General features: G+C 36.9%; 13 protein-coding genes. 10 read left to right on the top strand and 3 right to left on the bottom strand.

The features are described 5' to 3' along the window. The first annotated feature begins 2 nt into the window (after nt 1-2). The 4 genes from BW964_RS20985 to BW964_RS21000 all read left to right on the top strand — a co-directional run bounded on the left by BW964_RS20985 (nt 3) and on the right by BW964_RS21000 (nt 4,640). Nucleotides 3-2,837: an OmpA family protein gene (locus BW964_RS20985; protein WP_076510352.1), complete on the top strand. Its 2,835-nt coding sequence runs from the start codon at nt 3-5 to the stop codon at nt 2,835-2,837. A gap of 82 nt (nt 2,838-2,919) precedes the next feature. After that, on the top strand, nt 2,920-3,813 hold the full coding sequence (locus tag BW964_RS20990) for a hypothetical protein (protein WP_076510354.1): 894 nt from the start codon (nt 2,920-2,922) through the stop codon (nt 3,811-3,813). Further along, nucleotides 3,813-4,289: a hypothetical protein gene (locus tag BW964_RS20995; RefSeq protein ID WP_076510356.1), complete on the top strand. Its 477-nt coding sequence runs from the start codon at nt 3,813-3,815 to the stop codon at nt 4,287-4,289. Before BW964_RS20990 ends, BW964_RS20995 begins: the two co-directional genes overlap by 1 nt. Nucleotides 4,290-4,325: 36 nt before the next feature. Then, nucleotides 4,326-4,640 carry a hypothetical protein gene (locus tag BW964_RS21000; protein ID WP_076510358.1) on the top strand — a complete coding sequence of 105 codons (315 nt, stop codon included), beginning with the start codon at nt 4,326-4,328 and terminating at the stop codon, nt 4,638-4,640. 161 nt (nt 4,641-4,801) lie between these two features. Here BW964_RS21000 and BW964_RS21005 read toward each other — a convergent pair whose 3' ends face one another. Continuing rightward, on the bottom strand, nt 4,802-6,334 hold the full coding sequence (locus BW964_RS21005) for an endonuclease (protein WP_104669479.1): 1,533 nt from the start codon (nt 6,332-6,334) through the stop codon (nt 4,802-4,804). Nucleotides 6,335-6,534: 200 nt separating this feature from the next. Between BW964_RS21005 and BW964_RS21010 the strand changes: the two genes are divergently transcribed. After that, the gene (locus BW964_RS21010) at nt 6,535-7,005 is read left to right on the top strand and encodes a hypothetical protein (protein ID WP_076510362.1); all 471 of its coding nucleotides are present in this window, start codon (nt 6,535-6,537) and stop codon (nt 7,003-7,005) included. A gap of 92 nt (nt 7,006-7,097) precedes the next feature. Here the strand turns inward: BW964_RS21010 and BW964_RS21015 are convergent, their stop codons facing one another. Then, nucleotides 7,098-7,625 carry a DUF4136 domain-containing protein gene (locus BW964_RS21015; protein WP_076510364.1) on the bottom strand — a complete coding sequence of 176 codons (528 nt, stop codon included), beginning with the start codon at nt 7,623-7,625 and terminating at the stop codon, nt 7,098-7,100. Between the two features lies 1 nt (nt 7,626). Next, nucleotides 7,627-7,809 carry a DUF5522 domain-containing protein gene (locus BW964_RS21020; RefSeq protein ID WP_076510366.1) on the bottom strand — a complete coding sequence of 61 codons (183 nt, stop codon included), beginning with the start codon at nt 7,807-7,809 and terminating at the stop codon, nt 7,627-7,629. Nucleotides 7,810-7,849: 40 nt separating this feature from the next. Between BW964_RS21020 and BW964_RS21025 the strand changes: the two genes are divergently transcribed. The 5 genes from BW964_RS21025 (at nt 7,850) to BW964_RS21045 (ending at nt 13,530) form a co-directional block, all read left to right on the top strand. Next, complete coding sequence (locus tag BW964_RS21025; protein WP_076510368.1) at nt 7,850-8,176, top strand: hypothetical protein; 327 nt, start codon at nt 7,850-7,852, stop codon at nt 8,174-8,176. A gap of 370 nt (nt 8,177-8,546) precedes the next feature. Continuing rightward, nucleotides 8,547-9,458 carry a 1-aminocyclopropane-1-carboxylate deaminase/D-cysteine desulfhydrase gene (locus tag BW964_RS21030; protein WP_076510370.1) on the top strand — a complete coding sequence of 304 codons (912 nt, stop codon included), beginning with the start codon at nt 8,547-8,549 and terminating at the stop codon, nt 9,456-9,458. Between the two features lie 16 nt (nt 9,459-9,474). After that, nucleotides 9,475-10,536, top strand: a complete 1,062-nt coding sequence (locus BW964_RS21035; RefSeq protein ID WP_076510372.1) for a glucosaminidase domain-containing protein — start codon at nt 9,475-9,477, stop codon at nt 10,534-10,536. Between the two features lie 75 nt (nt 10,537-10,611). After that, a complete protein-coding gene (gene hemL / locus BW964_RS21040) occupies nt 10,612-11,895 on the top strand; it encodes a glutamate-1-semialdehyde 2,1-aminomutase (RefSeq protein WP_076510374.1) in 1,284 nt (427 codons plus the stop codon). A gap of 300 nt (nt 11,896-12,195) precedes the next feature. Then, nucleotides 12,196-13,530 (top strand): amidohydrolase, encoded by a 1,335-nt coding sequence (locus BW964_RS21045; RefSeq protein ID WP_076510376.1) that lies wholly within the window; start codon nt 12,196-12,198, stop codon nt 13,528-13,530. Nucleotides 13,531-13,627: the final 97 nt, after the last annotated feature.

Consider the following 13,627-nt stretch of genomic DNA (forward strand, 5'->3'; position numbering starts at 1 on the left):
TTATGCCAAAAGGAATAAAAAAAATAAAATTTGTCTCCATAGCCAATGAAGCTAATAATTCAAATTCCAAATTTAGTCCGGATCGATGGGCATGCGTTCCAGCCAATAAAAAAGCACATTTTCATATCAAGGATTGGCATAATGAAACAACGGATGCCCAGAAGAAAGGAAAAATTTACTGGATTGTTTTAGACAAGGATAGAAAAAATATTGTTAACCGTCTTGAGTGCATGACGGATAAGCTCTTCTCTTATAAGATCCCTAAAAATCTTTGTGGTTACCCTTACTACATCGAAGCAAGTATGACAGGAAAACCCGACTCCGCTTTTACAGGGCTGTACTTAATCGGATATTGCGATCCACTTATTGTTTCCAGTGCGTGGAGCAGAACCAGGGGAGGAAAAACCATTAAAAATAAAGATAGCCAAAACTTCGGTTTAGCCTATGGAGAGGTTGTACATTTTCATGCCAGAACAGAAGGTATTAACGGAGATATTGTAGTGATAGAAGTTCACAATGAGATGTGGAACGGAGACTACAAGATGCGTACGATATACAATGTAGAAGTCAAGGACGGGCAGATCAACCTTGAAATTCCCAATACTTCCCAGTGGAAAGCCCACATAAAGCAGATTCAGGATAATGAAGAATTTTATGTGAAAATTAAAACAAAAAACGGTCCCTATCTCAAAGATAAAACAGGAAGTGACAGACACGGCCAGTATCTTAATATTAAGAACCAGCTGAAAGCGGTCAATAAAACTAAACCTTCCAACCAGACTCCTCTCATTATAGGTCAGCCGAATTCCAATATTGCAAGAGTGGGATCCTGTACATTTAGGCAGATTAAGATCAATGAAATTGATGAATTCTCCGTTTTTGTTGATGGGAAAACAAAGGTTAAACCTATTTCTACCACACCTCTGGAGGAAAAACATTTTATATTTTTTGATTTTGGTAAAACAGGCGTGAGAGGAGATGCACAAAGTGTATTGAATCCTTTGATTTCATTGCTGAGAGCCAACCAGCATTCCAGAATTATAATAGATGCACATGCGGATGAGAGAGGGCCTGGAAACTACAACCTTAAACTGTCCCAGGATAGAGCAGAAGCCATTATGAACTTTTTCAAAAGTAATGGACTGGAGAGCTCAAAATTTGAATGTCATGGGCATGGAGAAAGCCAGTTAAAACATAAAGGCGCAAATCTTACTGAAGCACAGCATCAGGAGAACAGACGTGCTTCTATTCGGTTTAACTATTATGAAAATACTTTCTCACCTATTGTTTTTGAAACCATTGCACCCTTTGCAGGGAAAACCAAGAAATTGACCGTAAGTGCGGTAGGTAAGGAAAGAAAAGGTTGCCGAGGCAAGCATAAAGATGAAATAAAAGTATTGGATGGAACGATTTCCAAAACAGAGCCGAAAAATACAATCACTTATCCTGTAAATGCTAATATTGGAGATGATTTTATCAAAAATTATATACTTTATTTTGGAAAATACATCAACTACTTTTCCTCCATACACAAAAGCTACTATTTCTACATCAACAGCTGTACCTATTATCCTCAAGATAATAAACCGACAATACATGTAAAAACATATCCCGACATTGTCTGGCTGGCTCACGGAAAATATGATTATGAAGAAGATTATTTTTTCCACAATCATAGTCTGAGTCTCCAAAAGGGGCTTGCACCGGAATTCGAATCCTTAATAGACAGTATCTATAAATGGACTTCTCTGAGTATGGTGGATTATATGGCGAAAAGAGTCCTGCTCGATTATATAAAAGCGGAAGCTCAAAAAATTGAAATAGGCCTGCATGCTATTCACAATCGTACCCAGGAGAAGAAAGGTGCCGCTTTAAGTCTTACAGGAACTACCGTAGATTTTATTGCTCAAACAAAATATACCAAGTATGCAACAAGTGCGGCAATGTACGGTTTTGTCTGCCTTCAGATTGTCATAGAAATCCTTATTCTGCTTCTTACCAGAGGACGAAGTGGAATAAGCAAGCTGAAGAAAATCAAAAAGCTGGCTAAAGGATTGAAAAAGTTAAAAAAGGTAATGGACAGCTTACCTGAGGATGTTGAAATATTAGGCCCCTCTATGGCCTACAGGAGCGGTCTCTACTATTATAAACAGGCAGATGGAAGAATTGCCCTGGTATGGGAAGCTGACCTAAAAATAGAGCCAGTGGTGGCAGTAGAGTATAAAAAGGAATTTGACCTTTTAGATTATATTACCGATAAGACTGTAAAAGATAAGATTACCGGTAAACAAAAGCAAAAAGACTTTGAAGATATAAGGGATAAAGCAAAGGGAACCTACGAGGATAAAATTAATAATATTGCGGCTTCCATATCGATTGTGGGAGGGATAAGTATAGAGCAAAACATAAAATATAATTTCCTCACGAAGTCTTATGCTTTTTCAAAACAAGCCGGAAATTTTTATGATGAAGCCAAGGGAGTGGTCGCCTATGGTCAGTATGTAAAGTTAGCAGCGGAAGTAAAACTTAAAATGGCCTATGAAGATTTCATTTTTGGTCTAATTTATCATAAATTTGAAGGGAATCTTGAGTTTAAAGGCAGTGCTTTAATTGGATTATACCAATCCTACGGAAAAGATACAGAGGGCTTTTACATAGAGAATTATATCTCTTTCTCAGGACTTAAGGTGACTTTGAGTGCTAAAGCGAAATTGATGATTATTAAATACACAATTTTTGACGTTAGTACAGATGATGAAAAAGGGAAACCCAAAGAATATGAACTGCTTCCTCCGGATAGAGTTAGATTATTTAAAATTTATTTACTGAAAATATAATGTTATGAAAAGATATATTTTATTATTAACCATCTTATTAACAACTTTAAGCTGCTCTCAAACTTCTAACAATCAATTAAATATGAAACAGAATTCAGACATTAATTCTAAAAATATAATAGAGAAAACCCTTCAGAATATAAAGCATTATCCAAAGGAACCCAAATATGTTATTTACCATACGAACGGGATGTGCAATTTTGAAATTTTTATCAATGATATTAAAGTGACGAAAAGCTTTAATAATGAATCATTTAGTACAGGAAATGAGATCAATCCATACCTTACTGGAAATACCAACACCTTAAAGGTTGTCCTTTATCCACGGGAAGATTTGGGAAAATTAGACACTCAGACAGAATTTGATGTAAAAGTGGAGTCTTATGAAAATACGGATAAGCTTTCAGCTGAAAAACAGCAGGATAACTTATTTGTTTACAATGCACCAAAGGATAAGGATAAATTATTTAAAGAGGCAGGGAAAGATCGTTTTGAAGAAACAAAAACATTTAAGCTGTCCAATGTACCTTTTACTATAGAAGGCTGGAAAGACAGCCAGGATTTGAGAAATCTTGACAAAAAAATATTGGAAGCCAAGGTACTTGAAGCCTATAAAATGATTGAGGCTGCGTTTAAAGCAAAAGATCTGGATAAAATTGCCCAGTTTTCTTACAATAAAATAAAAGACCAGGCAGTCGCTCAGTATTTTGATAAAGAAGAAGTACAGGAAGGGTGGGATGAACTGATCTCCATTGCAAAAGCCGAAAATTTAGAATTTATGCCGTTGAGTAACTACGAATTGGTATTCTACGGAGATGGAAAACTGGTAGGATTAAAAAGCATCAAAAAAGAGAAAGGCTTCAGAGGAGCTTCTGCGTTACTTTGTAAATTTAAGAAAGATGGTAGTTTAACCGGAGCTGAGCTAGATTATTTATTACATATCCCAAAAGGGAAAACAGAATTTGAAATCTATTAATGTTTAAATATTTTTTAATCTACAAAGAAAACTGTGAGACCCATCTTTCTGAAGATGAGTTTTATCAGCGTTTTACATACATGAGCTACCGATACATCAATATCAGAAGAGAAGGGGGGATCAGGTATGTATCATTTCATTTTAAAAATAATGGGTTTTCCAAGTCTCTTTTTTACCTGTCCACCCAAATATCCTTTATTCCATCAGGAAACAGGTCAAAAGTAACTATTCGTTATGAGCCTAACTACTTTTCAATAGCTTTATGCTTCGCGGTTGCACTGGGGATGAGCCTATTGCCCGCACTATTGGTTGAAACGATAAAAATTGATCATAAGCCCCATATCGTTGGTTTTACAGATCGACTTCTGATCGCTTCCATTTCAGTAATACCATTAGGTTTTTTAATAGCTGATATATTCAACTATCATAAAGCTAAGAATTGGCTGAGAAAAGAACTCTCTTTGAACTGTAATTGAAGATAATTATTGAGGTTTAAAATAATAATAAGAAATATGATGAAATCTATTTTAATTATTTTAGGATGCATTTTGGCATTCAACTGTCATTCGCAAAAAAAGAAAGATCCTCAGCTTATAGGGAAATGGGGAGGCGTTCTGGAATTCACCAAAGATGGTCAATTTCGTCAACACCTGGGAGAAGGTAAAATGCAGAATACCATAGAATCAACCTTTGACGTTCAGAATAATAAGATAATCAGTGTAGATCGGGACACCAAAGAAACCTCTGAAAGTCAATACAGTATTAAAAATGATACATTGACCATTCTCTATGAAGGAATGGAAAATAAATACATAAGACTTAAATAGAGAACGGATTTAAGCACCTTTCCCTCTAAAAAAAATACGGAAATATTTGTAAATTGACTTTTGTCTTCCTTAAAGGCAAACTCTAAATAAACTTTGCGTCAAAAAAATAAAAAGCCGGTTCAAAATTTTTTGAACCGGCTTAAATTATAATTAAAAATCATTTATTTCACAATAAACTTCAACGTAGATTGATCAAGCTTTAAAATATAAATTCCCTGCGCAAGATTTTTGATCTTAATAGAATTTCCATTTTTAAAAGGACTGTTAATCGTTTCAAGTGTTTTTCCCTGAAGATTATAAATTTCTGCTTTTTTAATATGCTGTGTGTCCCCTTTGACGAAAATTTCCTGCCCGGAGATCGGGTTAGGGTAGACCTGAAGTTCCTGAACAGTACTTTGATCTGCTGCTGCTTTTTGAGCCTGTTTGGCACTTGCGGAATAACACGTCCATTGAAGATCATCGATAGCCACTCTGTTGCTTGAAGAGCTGTTAACAAGACTTACCGTAACATTCCCTGAAATATTGATGTTATTAATCGTTGTCGTTGTAGCCGTCGTGCTGTAAGGAATAGTTCCTACTGTTGTTCCGTTGACTTTTACATCAAAAGTTCCATTACTTCCTGAAAATTTAAGCTGTGTAGTGACCGTCAGTGATCCGATTCCATTCGCTGAAGCACCGGATGTTAAAGAACCGTCTCTCACCGTAATCGCCTTATTGTTGATAGTCTGGTCTGTTCTTGCATCGGTAGCCGTCCATGAAATACCGCTTCCCGTCCATGTCCTTGTTGTATAAGAAGCATTGGCAGCAGGAATACTTTCAAAAGTTTCATTCACGCAGCCTGTACCCGGATTAGGAATCGGTGTTCCCGGATCAGTCGTTCCCGGATTGGAAGAACCCCAGATTTGATTCACATAGTTAGGGTTATCAATGAACGGATTTCTATTTCCCTGATAACTGTAAGAAGCATTATTTCTGTTGATTTCTGCCGGTGAAACAGGATCCTGATTATGCCATGCCAGAAGAACATTCAGCTCCCATGTTTGTAATCCCGGAAATGTGGAACTGCCCAGCATATTACCGGAAGAAAAAGAAGAAAGTTTACTTTGGTAGCGGGTAACAAAATAAAAAATCATCCTTGCTACATCACCCTTAAATTCATCAATCGGCTCAAAAACTGTTCCCGCATACCCTGAAGAAGAAGAATTTCCCAGCTTTGATCCGTTTTTGGAGGTAAATGTTGCTGAACCTACCTTTCCGAAAGGATAATTACTTCTCATTCCATTCACTTTTCCGTCTGTAGCTCTGATGAAATGAATATCTGAGACCATAGGTGAAGATTCATTGAATAAACTTTGAGGAACAATATGCTCTCTGTTGTAGCAGTTTCCTTCTACAGAATACGTTCCGCACTGGTTGGTACCGGGGGTATATTTATAAGGATCTGCTCCCGAAGGTTTTTCTGAATAAATATCCATGATCGACCCGTCGTTTTCATAATTCTTATCAATATCCGTTGTTTTATAGCCCGTCCAGAGTCCGTTGTATCCTTTATCCTGATGTCCGTTGGTGATAATAGAACTTAATGCTGTTTTAAGTGAAGCACCACTCAATCCGTTGGCCGAATTGTAATAGCCTGCAGGAGCCTGGGCATTGGCAAACCCCGCGATTACAGTACATAATATCAATTTTTTCATACTCATAAAATTTCTGTAAGAATACTCTATTTTAATGAATAAGAAATTACATTACTGTTAATTTTATCATGTAAAGCATGCTATTTTTATGCATACCATTACAATGGCGAAGATGCGTTGGGAAATCAATAATTCTCATCATACTGGTAAAAGCAATATTTTTATAAGATAGAAATCGACAACCAGGAATAAAGTGAGTTATGGGAAGTATTTATACAGGAATTATTTTCGTTTTTTTTATTTTAACGATATTGCTTCCTGTCGTGGTGAAGCAGAAAAAAATAAATTTTTATATTCCATTCACAATCTATGTAGTGCTGCTTACCGGATACTTTGTAAAAGTGGGGCATGATTTTAAAGAATACAATTCTTATAACCATGAAATATTTTCAAATGTGACAGGAGTCGTTATTGATAATCAGGTTGTTATTGGTGAAAAGTGTCATGAGCTTTTTGAGGAATTAAAATTTGATGAATTTACCTGGGTCAACCATCCTGTCAAAAGAAAAGAATACTTCGTTACTGTATACACAAAACAAAGACCATATAAATTTAAAATCTGGGATACTTATAATCAGGGAGTTTTAGTCTTCAGGATCAATAAAAAAGGAAAAGAATTTGTCACCAACAGGAATGATCAACTGATCTATTACTTAGACAAATCAAAATAGAAAGTAAGGTTCTGAAGGTTCTGATAAAATAGAAAACACCGATACGGTTTTCCTGTATCGGTGTCTTATATAATCGTTGATTTAAATAAAAATTATTTTCTCTGAGGAGGATAGTTTTTCATGATCTCGGCCATGATCTCAGGAATTTGTCTCTGCTTAGCTTTTGGAGAATCCACGGAAATTCCGCTTCCGATACCCTGCCAAACCAGTTTGTTGGTTTTAGAATCGATGAGGTCCACGATAAGGGCACCTTCGTTATAATTGCTGGTCCATGTTCTGCTCATTCCTACACCCCATCCAAAAGGACCGCCCCATCCCCACATTCCGTAAGGAGACGTACTGTTGATATCGGTTACCTTTTTATGATTCGCTTTTACATTGACAATCAGATCGGGATTTTCGCCGGACTGAAGTCCCTTGCTCTGAAGCTGTCTCGACAGTTCGTTTAAAACTCTGTCTTTATCAATATCATTCAGTTTCAGATCGTCTATTCTGATCTTATACGTTTTATAAGTCGTAAAATTCGCAGATTGCGCATAATCTGAACGCACCTGGAAAGGACTGCACGATGTAAGGCCTAATGCAGCCGATGCTAACAAAATAAAAATATATTTTTTCATTTTATTTATTTTTTTTATCGTTTTTAATGAATGTATCAGTCTTTTTATCGTACCCGTAAGGACAGTGTCTGCAACCACTTTTACAGCAATGTCCCCTTTTCAGATGGAATTTTTCTGTAAAAACCTTGTACCCCTGTTCATTATAGTAGAAGTCTTCACCTTCTTTGATGTCATATTGGGCCATAAGTTAAATCTCTAAGTCAAAAAACTTTATATTTGTTAGTATGATAATTATATGCCAAAAGCCATTAAAGAAATTAAAAATTAACGGCATTGCTCTCTTTCCCTTTATCTTCATTAGGAAACCCGAAGATAAGGAAAATAAAGTACTTATCAATCACGAAAAAATCCATTTGAGACAACAGCTCGAAATGCTCGTTATTTTCTTTTATATTTTTTATGTCATCGAATATTATTACTGGTTTTTTAAACTGAAAGACGGTTTTCTGGCCTATCAAAGAATCTCGTTTGAAAGAGAAGCGTATGCCAATGAACGGGATCTGAGTTATCTGAAGAAAAGGAAATTCTGGAGCTTCAGGAAGTATTTTTAGATAAAAGATAAAAGATAAAAGATAAAAGATAAAAGATGAAAGATGAAAGATGAAAGATGAAAGATGAAAGATGAAAGATGAAAGATATTTTCAGTAAACACCTATGGGGGAAGAGGTAATCCGATTTGAAAAAATAAATTTCCATTTTACATTCAAAAAATGATGACCATCCCTATGTTATCTCCTTACAAAATCAGCATTCAACCGCTGCTGAGTGCTAACGCCTTAGCGATCTTAAACCGTCACCTTATCAAAATCTTTGCCTCCTTGCGTTAAAAACAAACCCCTTTAAAATACATTAGATCAAAATTCATAGCCCATCCAATCTAAATCTTTTACTAATTTTGTAGCTAATAGTTAAATCATAAAAATGCTGTTAAAAGCCCCGGCAGAACCCATTCCGATTCAGGAAATATCGATTCAGCATAAGAATATAAAACTCTTCATCAAAAGAGAAGACCTTATCCATCCCCAGATCTCAGGAAACAAATACTGGAAACTGTTTTTCAATATCAATAATTATCTGGAGAAAAGACCGGAGAATCCTTATATCATTACATTTGGAGGCGCTTTTTCAAACCATATCGCCGCGGTTTCTGCAGCCGGTAATTTGTCGGGTATTCCAACGCTGGGAATCATAAGAGGGCAGGAACTGGAGCATAAATGGCGGGAAAATCCGACTCTTCTTTTTGCCAAAAGAAACGGAATGAATCTGAAATTTGTCACCAGAGAAGAATACAGACATAAAGAAAAACTCACCGAATTTCTTCAGAATGAATTTCCCGATGCGCTGATTGTTCCGGAAGGGGGAACCAATGAAGAGGCTGTACACGGCGTTAAAATGATGCTCAATGACCAAACAAAAGATTTTGATTATCTTTGCACCGCAGTCGGTACCGGAGGAACGGTTGCCGGAATCGCAAAATTTTGTGAAGAAGATCAGAAAGTAATAGGATTTAAGGTCGTTGACGATGATTCACTGGAGAATAAAATCTTAGAATTAACTTCCAGACAAAATTTTAATCTAATAGATTCATGTTTTGGAGGTTATGGTAAAATAAAAGATGAAAACATCCGTTTTATCAATGATTTTAAAGAGAAGTACGGTATCCCTTTGGAACCGGTGTATACAGGAAAGATGATGCAGAAAGTTTTCGAACTGATGGATGAAGGGTATTTTCCTGAGAACAGTAGAGTTTTGTGCTTTCATACCGGCGGTTTGCAAGGAATTGAAGGAGCCAATCTGCTTTTGGAAAAACAGAATAGAAATTTAATTATATAAGTAAAAATTGAAAAACATGAAAAGACTTTTCTTACTCGTAAGCCTTTTAGTTTTATCAAAATTCTCAGCTCAGACTTGGGCTACTGAAGACCAGTACATTCAAAAATTCGCTAAATATGCGGTAGAAGAAATGGAAAAATACAAAATTCCTGCTTCTATTACATTGGCCCAGGGACTCCTGGAGACTGGAGGAGGGCAGAGCAGACTGGCTCAGGAAGGCAAAAATCACTTCGGAATAAAATGTAAAGAAGACTGGACTGGAAAAACCATGAAGCATACAGATGATGCTCCCAATGAGTGTTTCCGCGTCTATGAAGACCCAAGACAGTCGTACGAAGACCATTCCATATTTTTATCAACAAGAAAATATTACACGAATCTCTTTAATCTGAATATGAAGGATTACAAAGCGTGGGCGCATGGTCTTAAAAAAGCAGGATATGCAACCAACCCTCGTTATGCTTCAATCCTGATCAGTAAAATTGAAAAATACAGACTGTATGAGTACGATGATACCAGCTCCAGGGAAGTTTTGTATGCCGTTCTTAAAATGTATCCGGATCTGAAAGATGACCGTGCATTTATGGCTCAGCTGGAACCTTCAAAGACCATCACTAAGAAAGCGAAAGATGCCGTGACTGTTGAGGTCCCTTACAAGCAGACTTCATATGCACAGCAACAGAAGAGAGTAGAAAGGATTAAAACAAAAGCTGAAATCCTTAATTCAATTCTTATTAAAACCCATCCCAACGATGGTTTACGATATATTGTCATTCCTGAGGACACAAATGTTAAATTCATTGCAGATAAATTCCGGGTAAGCGAAAGCAGACTGATGAAATGGAATGAACTCGAAAGTGATCTTCTGAAGAAAAATGATATTGTCTTCCTCGAATCTAAAAATTCTTCAGGAAATACAGCCATTTACAAAGCCGAATCCGGCGAAGATATGCACGATATCGCACAGAAATTCGGAATCAAATTAAATAAATTGTACGCAAAAAACAGAATGGATGAAGGACAAAAACCGTCTGCAGGCCAACTGATTTATTTGATTGATAAAAAACCTAGAAACTAATTTTTTGTTGTGATTTTATCGGATGCTGTTACTCTTTAACAGCCAAATAATAAGCTCGCAATACTCAACTAAAATATGAAGTATCAAAGAAGTTCGGCTTTATTCGATGAAGCCTACAAATACATTCCGGGAGGAGTTAATTCTCCGGTTAGAGCATTCAAATCAGTAGGAGGAGTTCCTGTATTCATGAAATCTGCAAAAGGCGCTTATCTTACCGATGCGGATGACAATACCTATATCGACTACATCAATTCATGGGGACCTGCTATCCTAGGACATACCCATCCGGAAGTACTGGAAGAACTGAAAATACAGGCTGAAAAAGGCTTTTCTTTTGGAGCGCCTACAGAACTGGAAACAGAAATTGCTAAATTCATTGTAGAAAATGTTCCTAATATTGACCAGATCAGAATGGTTTCTTCAGGTACAGAAGCTTGCATGAGTGCAGTAAGACTGGCTAGAGGATTTACAAAAAGAGATAAGATCATTAAATTTGAAGGCTGCTACCATGGCCACTCAGATTCATTTCTGATCAAGGCAGGGAGTGGTGCTGCCACTTTCGGAAACCCAAATTCTCCGGGTGTAACAGAAGGAACGGCCAAAGATACTCTTCTGGCCCGCTACAATGATTTTGAGCAGGTAGAAGATTTGTTCCGTCACAACCATGGACAGATTGCAGCTGTAATTATCGAGCCTGTTGCCGGAAATATGGGTTGCGTACTTCCTGAAAATAATTTTCTTCAGAATCTGAGAAAAATCTGTGATGAAAACGGAGCTTTATTAATTTTTGATGAAGTGATGACTGGTTTCAGGTTAGCTTTTGGAGGAGCTCAGGAACTATACAATGTAAAAGCTGATTTAGTGACCTACGGAAAAGTGATTGGTGGAGGTCTTCCGGTAGGGGCTTTTGCAGGAAGAAACGAAATTATGGACCATCTTGCGCCAAAAGGAGGCGTTTATCAGGCGGGAACCTTAAGCGGTAATCCATTAGCAATGAGAGCTGGACTGAAAACATTACAGCTGATTAAAAACGATCCCGAATTTTTTAACAGAATCAATAAAACAGCAGAGACCCTGGACTTCGGAATCGGAAAAATTCTGAATGAAAAAGGAATTGCCCATAAAATCAACAGAAAAGGATCCATGATGTCGGTGTTTTTCCACATCAACAGCGTTTCCAATTTTGATGAAGCAGCCGATTCTAATCATTCTTTGTTTAATAACTTTTTCCATCAGATGCTTCAAAATGGAATTTATCTTCCGCCAAGTGGCTATGAAACCTATTTCATCAGCGATGCAATCAAGGATAGAGAAATCGACATGACGCTTGAAGCCGTAAGAAAATTTGAATATTCTTAAGATTTAAACAGATCAATTATACTAGAACCGGATTTTAAAATCCGGTTCTTTTTTTGCCCTGTAAGTAGAATTTTTTAAACTCATTCGTTCCTTTAAAGTTAAATTGTTGACAAGAGAATCCTTATGAAAATCGAAATTCCCATCCTTTGGGGGGTGGCGAAAATTCAAAGAATTTTTGACGGGGTGGCCCAAGAAAATCATCTGTAAATTATGCCGTCCAATAAATCATACAGATATTGTGATAAACCATACACCTTCATCCTTTCCGTTCTTTCTATTTTTGTATGAAATAGATTGGAAATGAAGACCTCTGACAATACAATATCCCGTAAAGATTTTATTAGAAATTCAGCACTGGCGGCTGCCGGACTTAGTTTGATACCCAATATCATGGCTGCATCTCCTTTTTTTGAAAAACAAAATGTTTCGGCAAAAGGAAAATTAAGCCTTAAAAATGTGCGCCTGGAAACCGGTTTTGAGTATGAAGAAGGGGAGGTAATAGCTACTAAAACCAATCTCTTTTATGTAGAAATCGAAAACGGGAAAATCAAAAATATAGCTCCCAATCAACCCAATGCAAAAGCCATTGATGCAAAAGGAATGCTGATGCTTCCCGCATTTAAAGACATGCATATTCATTTGGATAAAACATTTTACGGCGATCAATGGCAGGCGGTCAGAAAAAGAACGGGCGGTGTAAAAGGAATGATCGCACTTGAGCAGAAAATGCTTCCGGAAATGCTCAAAAACTCAACCTTCAAAGCGGAAAAGATGATTGAGCTCTTACAATCTAAAGGAACTTCTTTTGCGAGAAGCCATGTCAATATTGAACCTACTTCAAAATTAGATTCATTGAAAAACCTTCAGAAGGCTTTAGACAATAAAAAGAAAAGTTTCGGCGCTGAGTTGGTGGCTTTTCCACAACACGGTGTGTTTTATACCGATTCAGCACCTTATTTGAAAGAAGCTGCTCAAATGGATATTGATTTTATTGGCGGCGTAGATCCGTTTACCATTGACGGTGCCATTGAGAAAACCATTGATTTTACGGTTCAACTGGCTTTAGACCACAAAAAAGGAATTGATATCCACCTTCATGAAACAGGTGAATCCGGATTGAATACAGTGGAATATCTTATTAAAAAAGTAAATGAAAATCCTTCTCTAAAGGGTAAAACCTATCTGAGTCACTGTTTTATTTTAGCAAAATTAGACAAAGTAAAGCAGGAAGACATCGCAGAAAAACTGGCTGAAGCACAGATCGGAATTGTTTCTACGATCCCTTTTGGAAATCTCGTGATGCCAATTCCTACTTTATATAAGCATAATGTAACGGTTCTTACAGGGAACGACAGTATCGTAGACCACTGGAATACTTTTGGAACAGGAAGTGTTCTCCAGAAAGCCAATCTCATGGCGCAACTGTATGGATATTCCACAGAATTTTTATTATCAAGAAGTCTCAAACTGGCAACAGCGAATAAGCTTCCTCTTGACGATAAAGGAAATCAGCAGTGGCCAAAAGCGGGTGATCAGGCTGATTTTGTTTTGATCAATGCAAGTTGTTCCGCAGAAGCGGTATCCAGAATTTCAAATGTGGAATCATTGGTTTACCAGGGAAATGCGGTGTATTAAATGACTGTACTATGAACATTTGATTAAGGATATTACGGTAAATGCTTTTTCGTAAACCACCCCGTCAAAAATTCTTTGAATTTTCGCCACCCCTCCA

This window comes from Chryseobacterium shigense (assembly GCF_900156575.1).
Taxonomy (GTDB): domain Bacteria; phylum Bacteroidota; class Bacteroidia; order Flavobacteriales; family Weeksellaceae; genus Chryseobacterium; species Chryseobacterium shigense.

Excerpts from the sequence above, each read along its gene's own strand:
- BW964_RS20985 (WP_076510352.1), top strand. The coding sequence starts at position 3 with ATGCCAAAAGGAATAAAAAAAATAAAATTTGTCTCCATAGCCAATGAA.
- BW964_RS20990 (WP_076510354.1), top strand. The coding sequence starts at position 2,920 with ATGAAACAGAATTCAGACATTAATTCTAAAAATATAATAGAGAAAACC.
- BW964_RS20995 (WP_076510356.1), top strand. The coding sequence starts at position 3,813 with ATGTTTAAATATTTTTTAATCTACAAAGAAAACTGTGAGACCCATCTT.
- BW964_RS21000 (WP_076510358.1), top strand. The coding sequence starts at position 4,326 with ATGATGAAATCTATTTTAATTATTTTAGGATGCATTTTGGCATTCAAC.
- BW964_RS21005 (WP_104669479.1), bottom strand. The coding sequence starts at position 6,334 with ATGAAAAAATTGATATTATGTACTGTAATCGCGGGGTTTGCCAATGCC.
- BW964_RS21010 (WP_076510362.1), top strand. The coding sequence starts at position 6,535 with ATGGGAAGTATTTATACAGGAATTATTTTCGTTTTTTTTATTTTAACG.
- BW964_RS21015 (WP_076510364.1), bottom strand. The coding sequence starts at position 7,625 with ATGAAAAAATATATTTTTATTTTGTTAGCATCGGCTGCATTAGGCCTT.
- BW964_RS21020 (WP_076510366.1), bottom strand. The coding sequence starts at position 7,809 with ATGGCCCAATATGACATCAAAGAAGGTGAAGACTTCTACTATAATGAA.
- BW964_RS21025 (WP_076510368.1), top strand. The coding sequence starts at position 7,850 with ATGATAATTATATGCCAAAAGCCATTAAAGAAATTAAAAATTAACGGC.
- BW964_RS21030 (WP_076510370.1), top strand. The coding sequence starts at position 8,547 with ATGCTGTTAAAAGCCCCGGCAGAACCCATTCCGATTCAGGAAATATCG.
- BW964_RS21035 (WP_076510372.1), top strand. The coding sequence starts at position 9,475 with ATGAAAAGACTTTTCTTACTCGTAAGCCTTTTAGTTTTATCAAAATTC.
- hemL (WP_076510374.1), top strand. The coding sequence starts at position 10,612 with ATGAAGTATCAAAGAAGTTCGGCTTTATTCGATGAAGCCTACAAATAC.
- BW964_RS21045 (WP_076510376.1), top strand. The coding sequence starts at position 12,196 with ATGAAGACCTCTGACAATACAATATCCCGTAAAGATTTTATTAGAAAT.